Origin of the sequence: Streptomyces sp. NPDC057438 (assembly GCF_042802995.1) — a bacterium.
GTDB lineage: Bacteria > Actinomycetota > Actinomycetes > Streptomycetales > Streptomycetaceae > Streptomyces.
This window is the reverse complement of the sequence record NZ_JBHVDD010000027.1, coordinates 80,588-95,047: the sequence shown is the minus strand read 5'-3', so window position 1 is coordinate 95,047 and position 14,460 is coordinate 80,588. Positions and strand designations below refer to the sequence as shown.

10 protein-coding genes are annotated in these 14,460 nt (G+C 72.9%); 5 read left to right on the top strand and 5 right to left on the bottom strand.

Annotation, left to right across the window (positions count from 1 at the left end):
• Nucleotides 1-85: 85 nt before the first annotated feature.
• Both ACFU5F_RS17665 and ACFU5F_RS17660 read right to left on the bottom strand, forming a co-directional pair.
• Entirely contained in the window at nucleotides 86-2,665 is a 2,580-nt protein-coding gene (locus tag ACFU5F_RS17665; protein ID WP_383887808.1) for an ABC transporter permease, read from the bottom strand.
• Complete coding sequence (locus ACFU5F_RS17660) at nucleotides 2,662-3,450, bottom strand: ABC transporter ATP-binding protein (RefSeq protein ID WP_383887806.1); 789 nt, start codon at nucleotides 3,448-3,450, stop codon at nucleotides 2,662-2,664. Before ACFU5F_RS17660 ends, ACFU5F_RS17665 begins: the two co-directional genes overlap by 4 nt.
• A gap of 520 nt (nucleotides 3,451-3,970) precedes the next feature.
• Between ACFU5F_RS17660 and ACFU5F_RS17655 the strand changes: the two genes are divergently transcribed.
• The 3 genes from ACFU5F_RS17655 to ACFU5F_RS17645 all read left to right on the top strand — a co-directional run bounded on the left by ACFU5F_RS17655 (nucleotide 3,971) and on the right by ACFU5F_RS17645 (nucleotide 7,873).
• Nucleotides 3,971-5,566 (top strand): MFS transporter, encoded by a 1,596-nt coding sequence (locus tag ACFU5F_RS17655; RefSeq protein WP_383887811.1) that lies wholly within the window; start codon nucleotides 3,971-3,973, stop codon nucleotides 5,564-5,566.
• A 169-nt stretch (nucleotides 5,567-5,735) separates the two neighbouring features.
• Nucleotides 5,736-6,212 (top strand): DUF485 domain-containing protein, encoded by a 477-nt coding sequence (locus tag ACFU5F_RS17650; RefSeq protein WP_383887804.1) that lies wholly within the window; start codon nucleotides 5,736-5,738, stop codon nucleotides 6,210-6,212.
• Nucleotides 6,209-7,873, top strand: coding sequence for a cation acetate symporter (locus tag ACFU5F_RS17645; RefSeq protein WP_383887802.1), 1,665 nt, complete (start codon nucleotides 6,209-6,211; stop codon nucleotides 7,871-7,873). Before ACFU5F_RS17650 ends, ACFU5F_RS17645 begins: the two co-directional genes overlap by 4 nt.
• Nucleotides 7,874-8,136: 263 nt before the next feature.
• Here ACFU5F_RS17645 and ACFU5F_RS17640 read toward each other — a convergent pair whose 3' ends face one another.
• The 3 genes from ACFU5F_RS17640 to ACFU5F_RS17630 form a co-directional block, all read right to left on the bottom strand.
• Entirely contained in the window at nucleotides 8,137-9,012 is an 876-nt protein-coding gene (locus tag ACFU5F_RS17640; RefSeq protein ID WP_383887800.1) for a cellulose-binding protein, read from the bottom strand.
• Between the two features lie 241 nt (nucleotides 9,013-9,253).
• Entirely contained in the window at nucleotides 9,254-11,926 is a 2,673-nt protein-coding gene (locus tag ACFU5F_RS17635) for an SUKH-4 family immunity protein (RefSeq protein WP_383887798.1), read from the bottom strand.
• A 7-nt stretch (nucleotides 11,927-11,933) separates the two neighbouring features.
• On the bottom strand, nucleotides 11,934-12,944 hold the full coding sequence (locus ACFU5F_RS17630; protein ID WP_383887796.1) for an HNH endonuclease: 1,011 nt from the start codon (nucleotides 12,942-12,944) through the stop codon (nucleotides 11,934-11,936).
• Between the two features lie 326 nt (nucleotides 12,945-13,270).
• On the opposite strand from ACFU5F_RS17630, the gene ACFU5F_RS17625 reads away from it, so the two are divergent.
• Both ACFU5F_RS17625 and ACFU5F_RS17620 read left to right on the top strand, forming a co-directional pair.
• Nucleotides 13,271-13,771: a YwqJ-related putative deaminase gene (locus ACFU5F_RS17625; RefSeq protein WP_383887794.1), complete on the top strand. Its 501-nt coding sequence runs from the start codon at nucleotides 13,271-13,273 to the stop codon at nucleotides 13,769-13,771.
• Between the two features lie 180 nt (nucleotides 13,772-13,951).
• Nucleotides 13,952-14,446: an SUKH-3 domain-containing protein gene (locus tag ACFU5F_RS17620; RefSeq protein ID WP_383887792.1), complete on the top strand. Its 495-nt coding sequence runs from the start codon at nucleotides 13,952-13,954 to the stop codon at nucleotides 14,444-14,446.
• Nucleotides 14,447-14,460: the final 14 nt, after the last annotated feature.

Here is a 14,460-nt window from a genome sequence, read left to right as displayed (position 1 = left end):
GCCCGGAAGCCTCCGCTTCCGGGCGCCGGGCCCTCCCCCGGTTTCCCCCGTGTCCCCGTTCCCCCGGGTCCCCCGTACCCGGTGGCTACTCGGTGGCGATCGCGTTCAGGACGTTCATGCGGCCCGCCCGGAACGCCGGGACCAGCGCGGCGAACAGGCCCACGAAGGCCGAGCCGATGAAGACCCCGATGATCGTCGGCCACGGGATGTCGAGGACCTTCAGGCCCTCCAGGGCGAGGAGCTGCTGCGCGGTGGCGCCCCAGCCCATGCCCAGCCCCAGGCCGAGGAGCGCACCGAAGAGGGCGATGACGACCGACTCCAGGCGGATCATGCGGCGCAGCTGGCGGCGGGAGAGGCCGATGGCGCGCATCAGACCGATCTCCCGCGTCCGCTCGACCACCGACAGGGCCAGCGTGTTCACGACCCCCAGGATCGCGACGATGATCGCCAGGGCGAGCAGGCCGTAGATCATGTTGAGGAGCTGGTCGATCTGGCCCTTCAGCGCCTCCTTGTAGTCGGTCTGGTCGCGGACCTCGTACTGCGGGAAGTCGTGCAGCGCGTCCTTGAGGGACGTGTACGCGGCCGCCTCCTGGCCCTCCTTCGCCGAGGCGAAGAGGAGCTGGTCGAGGGGCATCTTGTCGGCCGGGACGTACGTGGCCATCGTGTCGATGGAGGTGTACATCGCGCCGGCGTCGATGACGACGTCGCTGCTGGTGATCGCGCGGACGGTCAGGTCGGCCGTGCGGCCGCCCTCGAAGGCGACGGCGATCTTCGAGCCGAGCTCGATGTCGTGGTCCTTCGCGAACTTCTCGTGCACGGACATCGAGTCGGGCCTGTAGGCGTCCGGCAGCTTGCCCGCGACGACCTCGGTGGCGAGGTCGGTGGCGTAGCTCGGGTCGGCGGCGGTGATCGCCGTGTCCTTGAGCGTCTTGCCGTCGGGGGTGGTGAAGTCGGCCTGGGTGTACTTGTACTCGGTGACGCTCTTGACGCCCTCGGCGGACTTCGCGGCCTCGACGGCCTGCGGGGTGATCAGCTGGCCGGTGTCGGACTGGATGATGAAGTCCGTGCCGACCGTCTTGTCGAGCTGGTCCGTGGCCGAGGCGACCATGGAGGAGCCGACGACCGACAGGCAGGCGACCAGGGCGAGACCGATCATCAGGGCGGCGCCGGTGGCCCCCGTGCGGCGGGGGTTGCGCAGCGCGTTGCGCTCGGCCATCCGGCCGACCGGGCCGAAGGCCCGCAGGACGACCGCGCCCAGCACCCGCACCACCGCGCCGGCGAGCAGCGGGCCGATGACGACGAAGCCGATGAGGGACAGGACGATCCCGCCGCCCAGCCACATCGAACCCTCGCTCGCCTTGGCGGCGCTGGAGGCCAGGTACAGGCAGCAGCCGCCGGCGCCGGTCAGCACGAGGCCGATCGCGGCCCGGACGACTCCGGCCTTGGCGTCCAGCGGGGCGCCGGCGTCGCGCAGGGCGGCCATCGGGGAGACCTTGCCGGCGCGCCGGGCGGGCACGTAGGCGGCGAGGACGGTGACGACGATGCCGAGGAGCAGACCGACCGCCGGGGTGGTCCAGGCGATGGTGAGGTCGTCGGTGGACAGGTTCATGCCGGTGGCGCTCATCAGCTTCATCAGCCCGATGGCGAGACCGACTCCGCCGGCGACACCGAGGACCGAGCCGAAGACACCCAGGAGCAGCGCCTCGACGAGGACCGACCGGTTGACCTGGCCGCGGCTGGAGCCGATGGCCCGCATGAGGCCGATCTCGCGGGTCCGCTGGGCGACCAGCATCGAGAAGGTGTTGATGATGAGGAAGATGCCGACGAGGAAGGCGATCCCGGCGAAGCCGAGCATGGCGTACTTCATCACGCCCATGAACTCGCCGACGTCCTTGGCGTTGGCGTCCGCGATCTCCTTGGCGGTCTGCACCTTGTAGCCGCCGCCCAGTTCGGCGGTGACGTTCTTCTTCACCTGCGCGTCCGTGAAGCCGGCGGCGGCGGTGATGTTGACGTTGGTGTAGACGCCGGTCTCGCCGACGAGGGCCTTCTGCGCGGTGGCGGTGTCGAGGTAGAAGATCGCGGCGCCCGGGTTGGTGACCTGGAAGTCGGCGATGCCCGAGATCTTCGCCTCGTGCGTGCCGACGGCGCTGATCACGCCGATCTCGTCGCCGAGCTTCAGGTCGTGTTTGTCGGCGGTGTCGGCGTCGACCATGATCTGGTCCGGTCCGCGGGGCGCCTCGCCGGAGGAGATCTTCATGGTGCGGGCGTCGTTGGCGTTCCAGTTGCCGACGACGGTCGGGGCCCCGCTGGTGGGCGAGAGGCTGTCCTTGTCGGCGTCGACGACCGTGACCGAGGTGGAGAAGACGGTCCCCTCGGCCGACTTCACGCCGTCCGCGTCACCCGCCTTGTCCACGACGGAGGCGGGCATGACCGGCGGCTTGCCGGTGTCGGACTGCGTCTCACCGCTGTCCGAGGCACCCTTGGCGCTGACCGTGACGTCGGAGGAGGTGGCCGCGAACAGCTTGTCGAACGTCGTGCCCATCGTGTCGGTGAAGACCAGGGTCCCCGTCACGAACGCCACCGACAGCATGACCGCGATGGCGGAGAGCGCCATCCGTCCCTTGTGCGCGAAGAAGTTGCGCATCGAGGTCTTCATGACAGTCATGACGTACGCCCCCGGGCGTCGAAGTCCTTCATGCGGTCGAGCACGGTGTCGGCGGTCGGCTTGAACATCTCGTCGACGATGCGGCCGTCGGCCAGGTACAGCACCCGGTCCGCGTACGAGGCGGCCACCGGGTCGTGGGTGACCATCACGATGGTCTGGCCCAGCTCGTCGACCGACCTGCGCAGGAAGCCCAGCACCTCGGCGCCGGCCCGGGAGTCCAGGTTTCCGGTCGGCTCGTCACCGAAGATGATCTCCGGCCGGGCGGCCAGCGCCCGGGCCACGGCGACGCGCTGCTGCTGGCCGCCGGAGAGCTGGGTGGGCCGGTGCTTGAGCCGGTCGCTCAGGCCGACGGTGTCGACGACCCGGTCCAGCCACTCCTTGTTCGGCTTGCGCCCCGCGATGTCCATCGGGAGCGTGATGTTCTCTATCGCGTTCAGGGTGGGCAGCAGGTTGAACGCCTGGAAGATGAACCCGATCCGGTCCCGGCGCAGCCGCGTGAGCTTCTTGTCCTTGAGCCCGGTGATCTCGGTGTCGTCGAGGTGGATCTGACCCGAGGTCACGGTGTCGAGCCCGGCGAGGCAGTGCATGAGGGTGGACTTGCCGGACCCCGAGGGGCCCATGATCGCGGTGAACTGGCCCCGCGCGATGTCCACGTCCACATGGTCGAGGGCGACGACACGGGTCTCCCCGGATCCGTACGCCTTGACGACCTGCCGCGCCCGCGCGGCAACGGCCGTAGTCCCTCCAGTACCCCCGTGCCTGGTGATGGTCACAGCCGATGTCACGGTATGTCTCCTAAGTCGGGCAGCGGATGGTTCCGTTGCTCAGTGGACGAGCCGTACGAAGCGTGGTGCCGGGCCGTACGCGGTGCTGTGCTGCTGAGTCTGGTCCCCGCGGGGGGTCCGGCGCGCTGGTGCCCAGCGCAGTCTTCTGCTGGGGAAAACCCCACCCCCACCGTTCCGGTGCACCGCCCCCCAGCGGCGTAAAGCCAGGTTAAGGACGGCAGGTGCCCCGTCTCCTCCTCCGCCGGTACGAACCCGCCCCCAGTCGTAGTGCGGAGGTACCCCTAGGGGTTGTCGACCACCGGGAGGAGACGGACTCGGGGTCGCCCGCCTCCGCGTGGTGCGATCAGGCTGCACCCTGCCGTGGCGTGAGGGTCAATGGCATGGTGGTCGGCGGCAGATACATGCAAGGGGAAGGCATCCGGTGGACGAGAGGTCGGCGGGCGGACATCCGACGGACGGCAACCCCGTGGACGACGCTCCCTCGGACGGCACTTCCTTGGGCGGCGCCTCCTTGGGCGGCATGCCGGCGGGCGGTGATTCGCCGGCGGGCGATCCGCCGGGTGGCGCCGGCTCCCCGGGCGGCGAGCCCGCGGAGGACGTACGACCCGCGCCACGCGGCCCGGCCGCCCGGCGGGACACCGGATCCGGCCGCCGAAGGGCCGTCACCGCCGCCCTGATGCTGGCCATGGGCCTGGCGGCGCTGGACTCCACGATCGTCTCGACCGCCGTACCCCAGATCGTCGCCGACCTCGGCGGGTTCTCCGTCTTCTCCTGGCTGTTCTCCGGCTATCTGCTCGCCGTCACCGTCACCCTGCCCGTCTACGGCAAGCTCTCCGACACCTTCGGCCGCAAACCCGTGCTGGTCGTGGGCGCGGTCCTGTTCCTGCTGGGCTCACTCCTGTGCGCGCTGGCCTGGAACATGGGCTCCCTGATCGCCTTCCGTATCGTCCAGGGCCTGGGCGGCGGGGCGCTGCAGGGCACGGTCCAGACGCTGGCGGCCGACCTCTACCCCCTGGCGGAGCGGCCCAGGATCCAGGCCAGGCTGTCCACGGTGTGGGCGGTGTCGGCGGTGGCGGGCCCCGGCGTGGGCGGTGTCCTGGCCGCGTACGCGGACTGGCGGTGGATCTTCCTCATCAACCTGCCGCTCGGCGCGGCGGCGTTGTGGCTGCTCGTCCGTCATCTCCACGAGCCCCGGCGGGAGTCGACGGGCCGGCCCCGGGTGGACTGGGCGGGCGCCCTGACCGTCTTCGCCGGCGGCGGGGCGCTGCTGTTGGCGCTGGTGCAGGGCGGGGTGGCCTGGGACTGGCTCTCGGCGCCCTCGATCACCCTGCTGGGCTTGGGAGCCGCCCTGATCGCCCTGCTGGTGCTGATCGAACGCCGGGCGGCCGAACCGATCATCCCCGGCTGGGTGTGGCGTCGGCGCACGATCGCGGCGGTGAACCTGGCACTCGGCGCGCTGGGTCTGCTGATGGTCGCGCCCACGGTGTTCCTCGCGACGTACGCGCAGTCCGTGCTGGGCCTGGTGCCGGTGGCCGCCGGATTCGTGGTCTCCGTGTGGACGCTGAGCTGGCCGGTGTCGGCGGCCCTCAGCCAGCACGTCTACCGCCGCATCGGCTTCCGGAACACGGCGATGCTCGGCATCGCCGCCGCGGCGGCCCTCCTCTTCGCCTTCCCGTTCCTGCCCTACCCGGGCGAGGCCTGGCAGCCGATGCTGCTGATGCTCCTCCTGGGCGCCGCGCTGGGCCTGTTCCAGCTCCCCCTGATCATCGGCGTCCAGTCGACGGTGGCGTGGGAGGAACGCGGCACGGCCACCGCGTCGATCCTCTTCTGCCGTCAGACCGGACAGACCCTGGGCGCGGCGGCCTTCGGCGCGGTCGCGAACGGGGTGCTGGCCTCCCGGCTCGGCGGCGCGGGGGATCTGGACACCGTCACCCGGTCCCTCGGCGCGGGCACGGCCGCCGAACCGGTCCGCCGCGCGGTCGCGGACGCCGTCCACGCCGTCTACCTGGGCGCGGCGTGCGCGGCGACGGTGGCGTTCCTGGTGCTGCTGGTGGTGGCACCGCGCAGGTTTCCGGTGCTCGCCGCCGAGGGTCCTGACCCTCGTTCAAAAATCTGAGTTAATCCGGGTAACACCCCAGGTCAGCGTGAGATACGTCAAGTAAGCGCATACCGACCGATCAGTTTGTTGAAAGGCTCGCGCACCGCCGCACCCCCGAGTAGCGTCACGCCCGCCCCCCGCTCCCCGCGGTCCACGAAGGACCCGAGCCGCGCAAGGAGACCAAGGGATGACCGACGCTTTCCCGTCGCCCCCGCACCAGCCGCCGTACCGACCGCCGCACCCACCGCACACCCCGCTCCCCTCGTCGCCTTCGTCGCCCTCGTACCAGACCTACCCCTGGGTCCCCCAGGAACCGGCCGCGGTCCCGGCCTCCCGGTCCGCCCGCACGTCCCCGCCCCTCGGTCACCACAGCGACCTGCGGGTGCTGCGCAGCGCGTACCGCTGGCAGCGGCGCGTGGCGACGCTGGCCGCGCTGGGCTACTTCGTGCTCTTCCTCGTCCTGTCGGCGTTCGCCCCGTCGTTCATGACGAGCGAGGTCAGCGGCGGACTGTCCACGGGCCTGCTGCTCGGCCTGCTCCAGGTCCCGGTGACATGCCTGGCCATCTGGCTGTACGAGCACACCGCGCGCCACCGGGTCGACCCGCTGGCCGACCGCATCCGCGACCTCGCGGCGGCGGACGCGCGGCGGGGGGCCGCCCGATGACCACCCTCGCCCCCCTGACCACCGCCGCGGGCGGCCTCGCCGAGTTCAGCGGATCGGCCCGCGCCATGTCGCTGGTCGGCTTCACGGCGGTCGCCACGATCACCCTGCTGCTGTGCGTGATGACGGGCCCGGACCGGGACGACCTCGACGAGTTCTACACCGGCTACAGTTCCCTCTCGCCCCTGCGCAACGGCCTGGCCATCGCGGGCGACTACATCTCGGCGGCGACGGTGCTGGGCACCGGCGGAGTGATCGCCCTCTTCGGCTACGACGGTGTCGTCCTCGCCCTCAGCACGGCCCTGTCCCTGATGCTGCTGATGTTCCTGCTGGCCGAACCCCTGCGCAACGCGGGCCGGTTCACGATGGGCGACGCGCTGGCCCGGCGGATGCCCGGCCGGTCCGTACGCGTCGTCGCCTGCGTCGTCACCATCGCCGCGCTGATGCCGATGATGCTGGTCCAGCTCGCGGGCACCGGCGACCTGCTGGCGTTCGTCCTCGGCTTCTCCAGCGACAGCCTGAAGACCGGTGTCGTGGTGGTCGTCGGCGCACTGATGATCGGCTACGCCGCGATCGGCGGCATGAAGGGCACCGCCCTCATCCAGATCATCAAGATCGTGATGCTGCTCGGCTCCGGCGCGCTGATCTCCGTACTGATCCTGAACAAGTTCGACTGGGACCCCGGCCTACTGCTCGGCACGGCGGCGGAGCGCAGCGGCATCGGCACCGGCTACCTCCGCTCCGGGCTGCAGTTCTCCGGCGGCCCGTACCCCGAACTCGACATGATCAGCGCCCAGTTGACGGTCGTCCTCGGCGGCGCCTGCCTGCCCCATGTCACCATGCGCATGTACACGGCGAACAGTGCCCGCCAGGTCCGGCGCTCGTTGTCCTGGGCGGTCCCCTCCGTCGCCCTCTTCGTCCTGATCATCTCGGTGATCGGTTTCGGCGCGACGGCCCTGATCGGCCGCGAGGTGATCGCGGGGGCCGATCCGCAGGGCAACACGGCCTATCTGCTGGGCTCCATGGCGGCGTTCGGCACCGAGGTGTCGACGGCGGAGACCCTGCTGTTCACCACGGTCACGACGGCGGTCTTCCTGACCCTCCTCGCCTCCGTGGCCGGGATGATCCTCGCCTGCGCCAACTCCCTCGCCCACGACGTCTTCGCGGCCCTCACCACCCGTCCCCTCACCCCGCGCCGCGAGATGACCGTCGCCAGGCTCTCGGCGGGCGCGGTCGGCGTCACGGCGATCCTCCTCGCCACGCTGGTCCAGCACCGCAACCTGCAGCCCCTGGTCACCCTCTCCTTCTGCCTCGGCGCCTCCGCGATCGCGCCCGCGCTCGTCTACGGACTCTTCTGGCGCCGGTACACCCGTACGGGCCTGATGTGGACCCTCGTCGGCGGCAGCCTCTCCGTCCTCGTCCTCATGACCGGCACCAACCTCGTCTCCGGCTCCCCCTACTCGGCCTTCCCGCGCGCCGACTTCAACTGGTTCCCGTTCACCACGACCGGCCTCGTCTCCATCCCGCTGGGCTTCCTCGCGGGCTGGCTGGGCACGGTCGCCTCCGGCCGGGAGCGGGCGGCGGAGCAGCGTCGGCAGTACGAGGCGGTGGAGGGCTGGATCCTGGCGGGGGCGGTGCGTCGGGATCGGGACGGGGGCGCCTGAGGGGGTGGGGGTTCGGGATTCGTCGGCGGTGCGGGTCCGGTGGGGGAGCTGGTCCGGTGGGGAGTTGGTCGCGCAGTTCCCCGCGCCCCTGAAAACCCAGGCGCCCCTGCGGGCCTGAAAGACCAGGCCCTTCGGCCTGAAAGCCGACGGCCCTGCGGGCCTGATAAGCACGGGCGCTGCCCCGGCTTTTCAGGGGCGCGGGGAACCGCGCGAGAAGCCCCACCGGACCCGCACCCGACCACGCACCCCGAGAACCCCGCCCCCTAGTCCGTCAGCGCCGACAGACTGTCCCGGATGCAGTCCATCTGCGCCCGCACCTCGTCCCACCTCTCCCCGTGCTCCCGCAACACCCGCTCCGTCTCCCGGGCCACCCACTCCTCCCGCCGCCGCGCCTCCGCCAGCGCCTCCGCCGCCCGCTCCTCCGCGTCGTCCTGCATCCGCACGGCATCCGCCTCCGCCGCCGCGAAGTCCCGCTCCGCCTCGGCGAGGGCGGCCTCCGCCCGAGCCACCCGATCGGCCAGCCCCGCGTCGAACGCGGCCTCCCGTTCGGCCACTTCCCGCTCGATACCGGCCACCCGCTCGTCGTACTCCTTGGCCAGCTCCGTGAGCATCCCCTCGGTGCGCTCCCGCACCTCCCGCAGCGCGGCCAGCGCCTCGCCCCGTCCCTCCTTCACCCCGCGCCGGGCCTCGATCCGCAGTTCGTCGGCCTCGGCCCGGGCGGCCAGCACCACCTGCCGGGCCCGCTCCTCGGCCTCGCCCCGCACCTCGTCGGCGTACGCCCGCGCCGCCTCCCGCAGCCGCAGCCCCGCCTCCTCCGCCTCGGAGACGGTCCGCCGGGCACCCTCCCGGGCGCGCTCGCGCACGGCCGCGGCCTCCTCGACGCCGAGGGAGAACAACTGCCGGGCCCCCTCGCCGAGCGCCTCGTAGGTCTGCGGGGGCAGCCCGGCGACCTCCTCGCGCAGCTGGGCGAGGTCCAGGCCCATGTCCCGGGCCAGCACGGTCAGCCGGGCGGCCCGCTCCCACGCGGCGTCCCGGTCCCGTGAGAGGGCCGCCGTGTGGGCGTCGACCTGGTCGGTGCGGTAGCCGCGCCGTACGACGTCGAACTCGAAGCCATGGGGTGCCGTCGGTGCGCTGCTCATGCTGGGCCCTCTCCGCCGGACGCACACGAAATGATGATTTCGCGCACATCTTGATGTATCGGACAGAAAGGTTCATAACGCGACACTCCGTGCGGGGGTCACGGGAGGACCGGCCGGGACGAGGCAGGAGCGGCGACCCCGGCAGGGGCGGCGGGCGCACACGAAGGGCCCGGCCGGTCGTCCAGACCGGGCCGGGCCCTGTGCACACACGCGTGGCGCGGCGGCCGTCAGCCGCGACGGATCACAGCAACCCGTCCCACATCTGCTCCAGCAGCACCGACCACCAGCTCTCCGGCGAGGCGAGCGCCGCCGGGTCGAGGGCGGCGAGCTGCGCCTGGAAGTCGACGGTCCAGCGGCCCGCCTGCTCCTGGTTGAGCCCGAACCGCAGCCGCCACATACGGCCGAGCAGGGCCAGGCAGCGCGCGAACTCCGGCAGACCGGTGTTCACGAACTGCGGCGGCACGGGCGCACCGCCCGGCCCCGCCTCCACCGGCACGGCCACGATGTTCGCCGTGCCGTACTGCACGCACAGCGCCTTGCCGAAGTCACTGCCCATCACCAGGTACGAACCCGCGTCGGCGGCCGGCTGCACCCCCCGCTCCTGCGCCAGCTCCGCCAGCGTCGGCACCGGACGGCCCGGCTGGGCCTGCGCCCAGAAGAACGGGCCCATGTCGACCGGCAGTCCGGCCACGACCAGCGTATGCGCCACGATCGGCGGCACCCCCTGCCGCGACACCGCCTGCTGGTCGAACCGGAACACCCCCGGCCCGAACGCCGCCGCCAGCTCCTGCCCGATCGCCTCCGGCGGGACCGGCGGCGCCGGCTGCACCGGATGCAGGGGCGCCCGCACCGGCGCGTGCCGGGCCGGACCGTCCGCCACCTGGTGCAACTCGCCCTGGTGCGCGATGAGCTGGGCCATGCCCTGCTGCCGGCTCGCATGGTCCTTGCCGTACGGGGCGATGGACGTGATGCGGGCGTTCGGCCACTGCTCACGGATCATCCGCGCGCAGTACGCCCCCGGCAGCTCGCACGACTCCAGCTCCGTGTGCAGCTCCAGCACCGCCTCCGGCGGGATGTTCATACTGCGCAGCTCATGGAAGATCTGCCACTCCGGGTGCGGCGTACCGGGCGCCGAACGCCGGATCACCTGCTGCTCGGAGCCGTCCGGCGCCCGGAACCGCAGCACCGCCTGGTAGCCGGGCCCGACGGCCGGCTGACCGACGGGCGGCTGCGGATAGCCGTACGCCGGCGGGGCACCCATCGGCGGACCGGGCACCGGCCCCGGACGGCCGGGCATCCCGGGATGGGCCCCCGGCGGCATCCCGGGCGCACCCGGACCGCCTACCGGCGGCCCGGCCAGCATCGTCTCGGCGTGGTGCACGGGCCCGGGACCTCCAGGGCCGCCGGGCTGACCGGGAGCACCGGGGTGACCAGGAGCGCCGGGCACACCGGGAGCACCCGGCCGGCCCGGAGCCCCGGGCGGACCCGGCGGCAGCGGCGCACCCGGACCGCCCACGGCGGGCCCGGCGAGCATCGTCGCCGCATGGTGCATACCGCCGGCGGGCGTGCCCCCGGGCGGGTTCGGCACCCCCGGGGCGCCGGGCGCGCCCGGACCGCCGGGCTGTCCCGGGGCACCGGGAAGACTCTCCGGCCCGTTCGGGCCGAGGGCGGAGACCAGCTGGGTCGGCACGTACCCGCCCGCCGGGGTGCCCGGCGCACCGGGCCCGGACGGCGGCGGCGTACCGCCCGGAGCACCCGGCGTACCGGGCGGAGCCGGAGGCGGCGGCACACCGGGCCCACCGCCCCGGCGCGGCGGCGGTGCCGCCTTGCTCGTGGCGGCGTCGGCGATGTCACCGGCGTGAGGCGCCGGCGCACGCCCCGGCGGCGGCGTCCCCGGACCCTGCGGACCTCCCGGCCCCTGCGGATACCCGTACGCCTGCCCGCCCGGCGGCGGCGTCCCCGGACCCGACGGCGATTGCTGCTGCTGTGGGCCGTCCGGCGTGCCCGGCGCGGAGCCGGGGCCGCCCAGGACCGGCGACACGGCCGTCCGGGGAAGCCGGCTGCCGCCGGAGATCAGCGCGGTCTGCGCGTCCGGCAGCGCGTTGGGCACCGGAGCGTCGTCCTCGTCGCTCACCTCGGTCAGCTGCCGTGCGAACACCGTCTCGGGCAGCGGCACCGAACGGTCGTCCCCGGCATCGGCGTTGGTGTCCGTGCCCGCCCACGGGGTCGCCCCGTCGGGCGCCCCCGGCACCGCGTCCTGCGGCTCGGCGTCCCTCGGCGGCGGCACCGCGTCCCGCACCTCGTCCTCCGCCGCCGCGGCGGGCCACGGCGTGGCGTCGGCCGGCGCGTCGGACACCCCGCGACCGGCCGAGGGCGCCTGCCCCACCGGCCCCGCCAGCGTCTCGGGCAGCGAACCACCGCCCCCGGACGCCCCGCCGACGCCCACCGGGCCGGACCCGCCCGTACCGTCGGCCGCCGCGGCCGCACGGGACCCCGCGCCGTCGGAAGCACCGCCCCCGGCCCCCGCACGGTGGTCCGGGATCCCCATCCGGTCCGCCGCTTCCTGCAGCCACTCCGGCGGAGTCAGCAGGAACGACGTCTGGTTCAGATCCACCCGGGCCGCGGGCGCCGGCGCGGCGGCCGGAACCTCGTCCGCCCGGCCGTACTCCTCCTCGAACCGGCGGATCACCTCACCCACCGGCAGCGAAGGCCACAGCGTGGCGTCCCCGCTGTCCCGGGCGATCACCAGCCGCTGCGCGCCGCCGTCGGACCGCGGACCGTCCGCGCGGTCCTCGGCCCACACCACGAACCCGAGATCGAACTCCCGCACCCGCACCTCACGGTGCTGATAGGCCGGCAGATCACCATTGATCCACTCCTCGGCGCGCTGCTGCGCCTGAGCGAACGTCACCATCGAAAACTCACTCCCCCACCGCGGACGCGGCAGCGCCCGCCGCGACCGGCACGGCCTGCGCGAAGCCGCCGTCCACCATCAGGTTGGCCACCGTCTCCAACTCCGGCGGATTGCCCGCCAGCCGGGACAGGAACGCGTCGAAGTCCGCACCGGCGGGGAGCAGCAGCCGCTCCACCCGCTCGGCCGGCGGCCACGACGGATCGACGTCACGGGCGTCGTCGTACGCACAGAACCAGACCGACCCGATCCGGTCGCCCTTCACCTTCACCGCGAGGATCCCGCCCTGCGCGAACGCGACGGCCAGGTAGTCCTTGGTGAGATGGTCCCGCAGACACTTGTTGACGTACACCAGGTCGTTGACCGCGGCCTCGTCCCGCACCGTGAAGAACGGCTGGTCGACCAACAGCCCCAGCTCCGCGTCCAGCGCCGCCCCGACGGGGGCGCAGCCACCCGCCGCCTTCAGGAACGACCGGTACGCGCCCGGCAGCCGATACCCGAGATCCTCCTCGACCCCCTGCACCTGCGCCTCGGTCACCGCCACCGCAGACGACTTCGGCAGCCCGAAGTGCGCCGGCCGGGTCTCCTGCAACGGCCGCGTGCCCCGCTTGTGCTGGTCCACGCGCGTCGTCGCGATACCGCCGTGATGCCGCAGCAGCGCCTTCACCTCGACCGGCACCAGCTCCAGCCGCCGGCCGCCCGGCGCGTGGTGCCACGTCCAGCCGTGCGGCGTCGCCACCGGCGGGATCGTGTCCCACAGTTCATGTCCGGTCGCCGCCAGCGCCGCGTTCGCGGACACGTAGTCCGTCAACCGGAGCTCGTCCACGCCGAACCCCTCCGGAGGATCGGCGATCTCCGCCGCGGCACGCGCGTAGGGCGAGAAGTCCGGAAAGCCGTGCGCGTCAACACGGACACCCCTCGGATGACGCGCTGCCCGGACGGGATCCGGGAACTGCACGACCTGCCCGGCGTAGGCCGCGTTCGGCGGCGCGGCTTGCTGCCCGAGCCGACCTGTCGTCATGGCGGTAGCCCCCTGCGGCGTTCTGTGTGACCTGCTCTGGCTGCGATGATGTCGCTCTGTCGTACCGCTCTCCGGAGCGGAAAAGGCCCTGCTACGGCCCGTTCCGCCCGCCCTCGATCGCAAGACCGAAAGGATCGCGGTGGTCGACAGCCTATGCGGTACGGCGACACCGGTCACCGGGCCTCCGCTACCGTGACCAGCCGTCACACCACCCTCACGGAACGCCGAAGCCCGGGCGTGTCGAACTGCCCCAGCTTCCGCACGGGCCACGCCGTTTGGCACTCTGTGTCCCCTGGCGGGGTAGGTCACAGGAGGGGATCACGTTCATGAGCGCGACGCAGGCGGGACCTTCGGGCGACCCCCGCATCGGCTGGAGCACCGCGGAACAGCCGCACGCCCCCGCCCTCCTCCACCGCCGCGACGGCATCCTGCCGACCGTGGCCGCCGCCCTCTCCGTACGCGGCGAGACCCTCACCGGCACCGCCGCCCGCGGCGACCACGCCCCACCCCTGCACCCCCTGGTCCAGGAGTTCCTCGACTCCCTCGCCAGCGCCCAACGCGACCGCTTCACCGGCCGCTGCGCCGAGGCCATCCTCATCTCCCGCCACATCACCACCGCCGACGCGGCCCGCAGCAGGCGCGCCGCCCGCAGACCCATGTCCAACGGCGAGGCCCGCAAAGCCCTCAAGCAGGCCAAACTCACCACCCGCCACATCCGCGAGGACGGCGACCCCCTCCACGGCGCCTTCGCCACCCCCTGCCGCTCCTGTGCGGCCCTCAGCGCCCACTTCGGCGTCCGCGTCGTGGACCCGGCACAGGAGAACTGAGCGAGGTCCATCCCACCAGGACCCACCGGAAGCCTCCTGGCCAGGAACCTCTCCCCCCGGAGAACGCGTCAGAACACACGAAACCGCTCCGGGACAGCGGGCCACCTGATACGCCGGAACCCCGGCCCCCTCCCGACCCGAACGCGAACCACCGACGAACCCCCGACGAACAAAGGGCAGATGCACACCGACCGCACCTCCACCACCCGCTTCTCCGTCCCCGTCGACGCCGCCCTGCGCGCCGCCGGGTGGCAGCCCGGCCGCTGGGACATAAAGCAGGCCGAGATCTGGGCCGACACCCTGCGCGAGCACACCTCCCCGGCCGGACACCGCCACGCGGTCTTCCCGGCCGCCGTCGAGGCATGGGCCGAGTTCGGCGGCCTCCACCTCACCGCCCAGGGCCCCGGGCGCCGGCTCGCCCCCGCCGACCTCCACCTCGACCCGCTGCACGGCCTCCACATGGCCCGCACCCTCGGGGACCTCGGCCGCGCCCTCGACACCGAGGTCTGCCCCCTCGGCCACGAGACCGCCACCCGCTCCCTCGTCGCCATCGACGCCGAGGGCCGCACCTACGCCCTCGACCACACCGGCGACTGGTACCTCGGCCCCACCATCGACGCGGCCCTCACCACCCTGCTGACCGGCACCGACCCCACCCGCCTGACGGCACACTGAACACGAACCGACGA

What these genes read in the sequence shown, in the direction of transcription:
- ACFU5F_RS17665 (WP_383887808.1), bottom strand. Translation starts at nt 2,665, where the DNA reads ATGACTGTCATGAAGACCTCGATGCGCAACTTCTTCGCGCACAAGGGA.
- ACFU5F_RS17655 (WP_383887811.1), top strand. Translation starts at nt 3,971, where the DNA reads ATGCCGGCGGGCGGTGATTCGCCGGCGGGCGATCCGCCGGGTGGCGCC.
- ACFU5F_RS17650 (WP_383887804.1), top strand. Translation starts at nt 5,736, where the DNA reads ATGACCGACGCTTTCCCGTCGCCCCCGCACCAGCCGCCGTACCGACCG.
- ACFU5F_RS17645 (WP_383887802.1), top strand. Translation starts at nt 6,209, where the DNA reads ATGACCACCCTCGCCCCCCTGACCACCGCCGCGGGCGGCCTCGCCGAG.
- ACFU5F_RS17640 (WP_383887800.1), bottom strand. Translation starts at nt 9,012, where the DNA reads ATGAGCAGCGCACCGACGGCACCCCATGGCTTCGAGTTCGACGTCGTA.
- ACFU5F_RS17635 (WP_383887798.1), bottom strand. Translation starts at nt 11,926, where the DNA reads ATGGTGACGTTCGCTCAGGCGCAGCAGCGCGCCGAGGAGTGGATCAAT.
- ACFU5F_RS17630 (WP_383887796.1), bottom strand. Translation starts at nt 12,944, where the DNA reads ATGACGACAGGTCGGCTCGGGCAGCAAGCCGCGCCGCCGAACGCGGCC.
- ACFU5F_RS17625 (WP_383887794.1), top strand. Translation starts at nt 13,271, where the DNA reads ATGAGCGCGACGCAGGCGGGACCTTCGGGCGACCCCCGCATCGGCTGG.
- ACFU5F_RS17620 (WP_383887792.1), top strand. Translation starts at nt 13,952, where the DNA reads ATGCACACCGACCGCACCTCCACCACCCGCTTCTCCGTCCCCGTCGAC.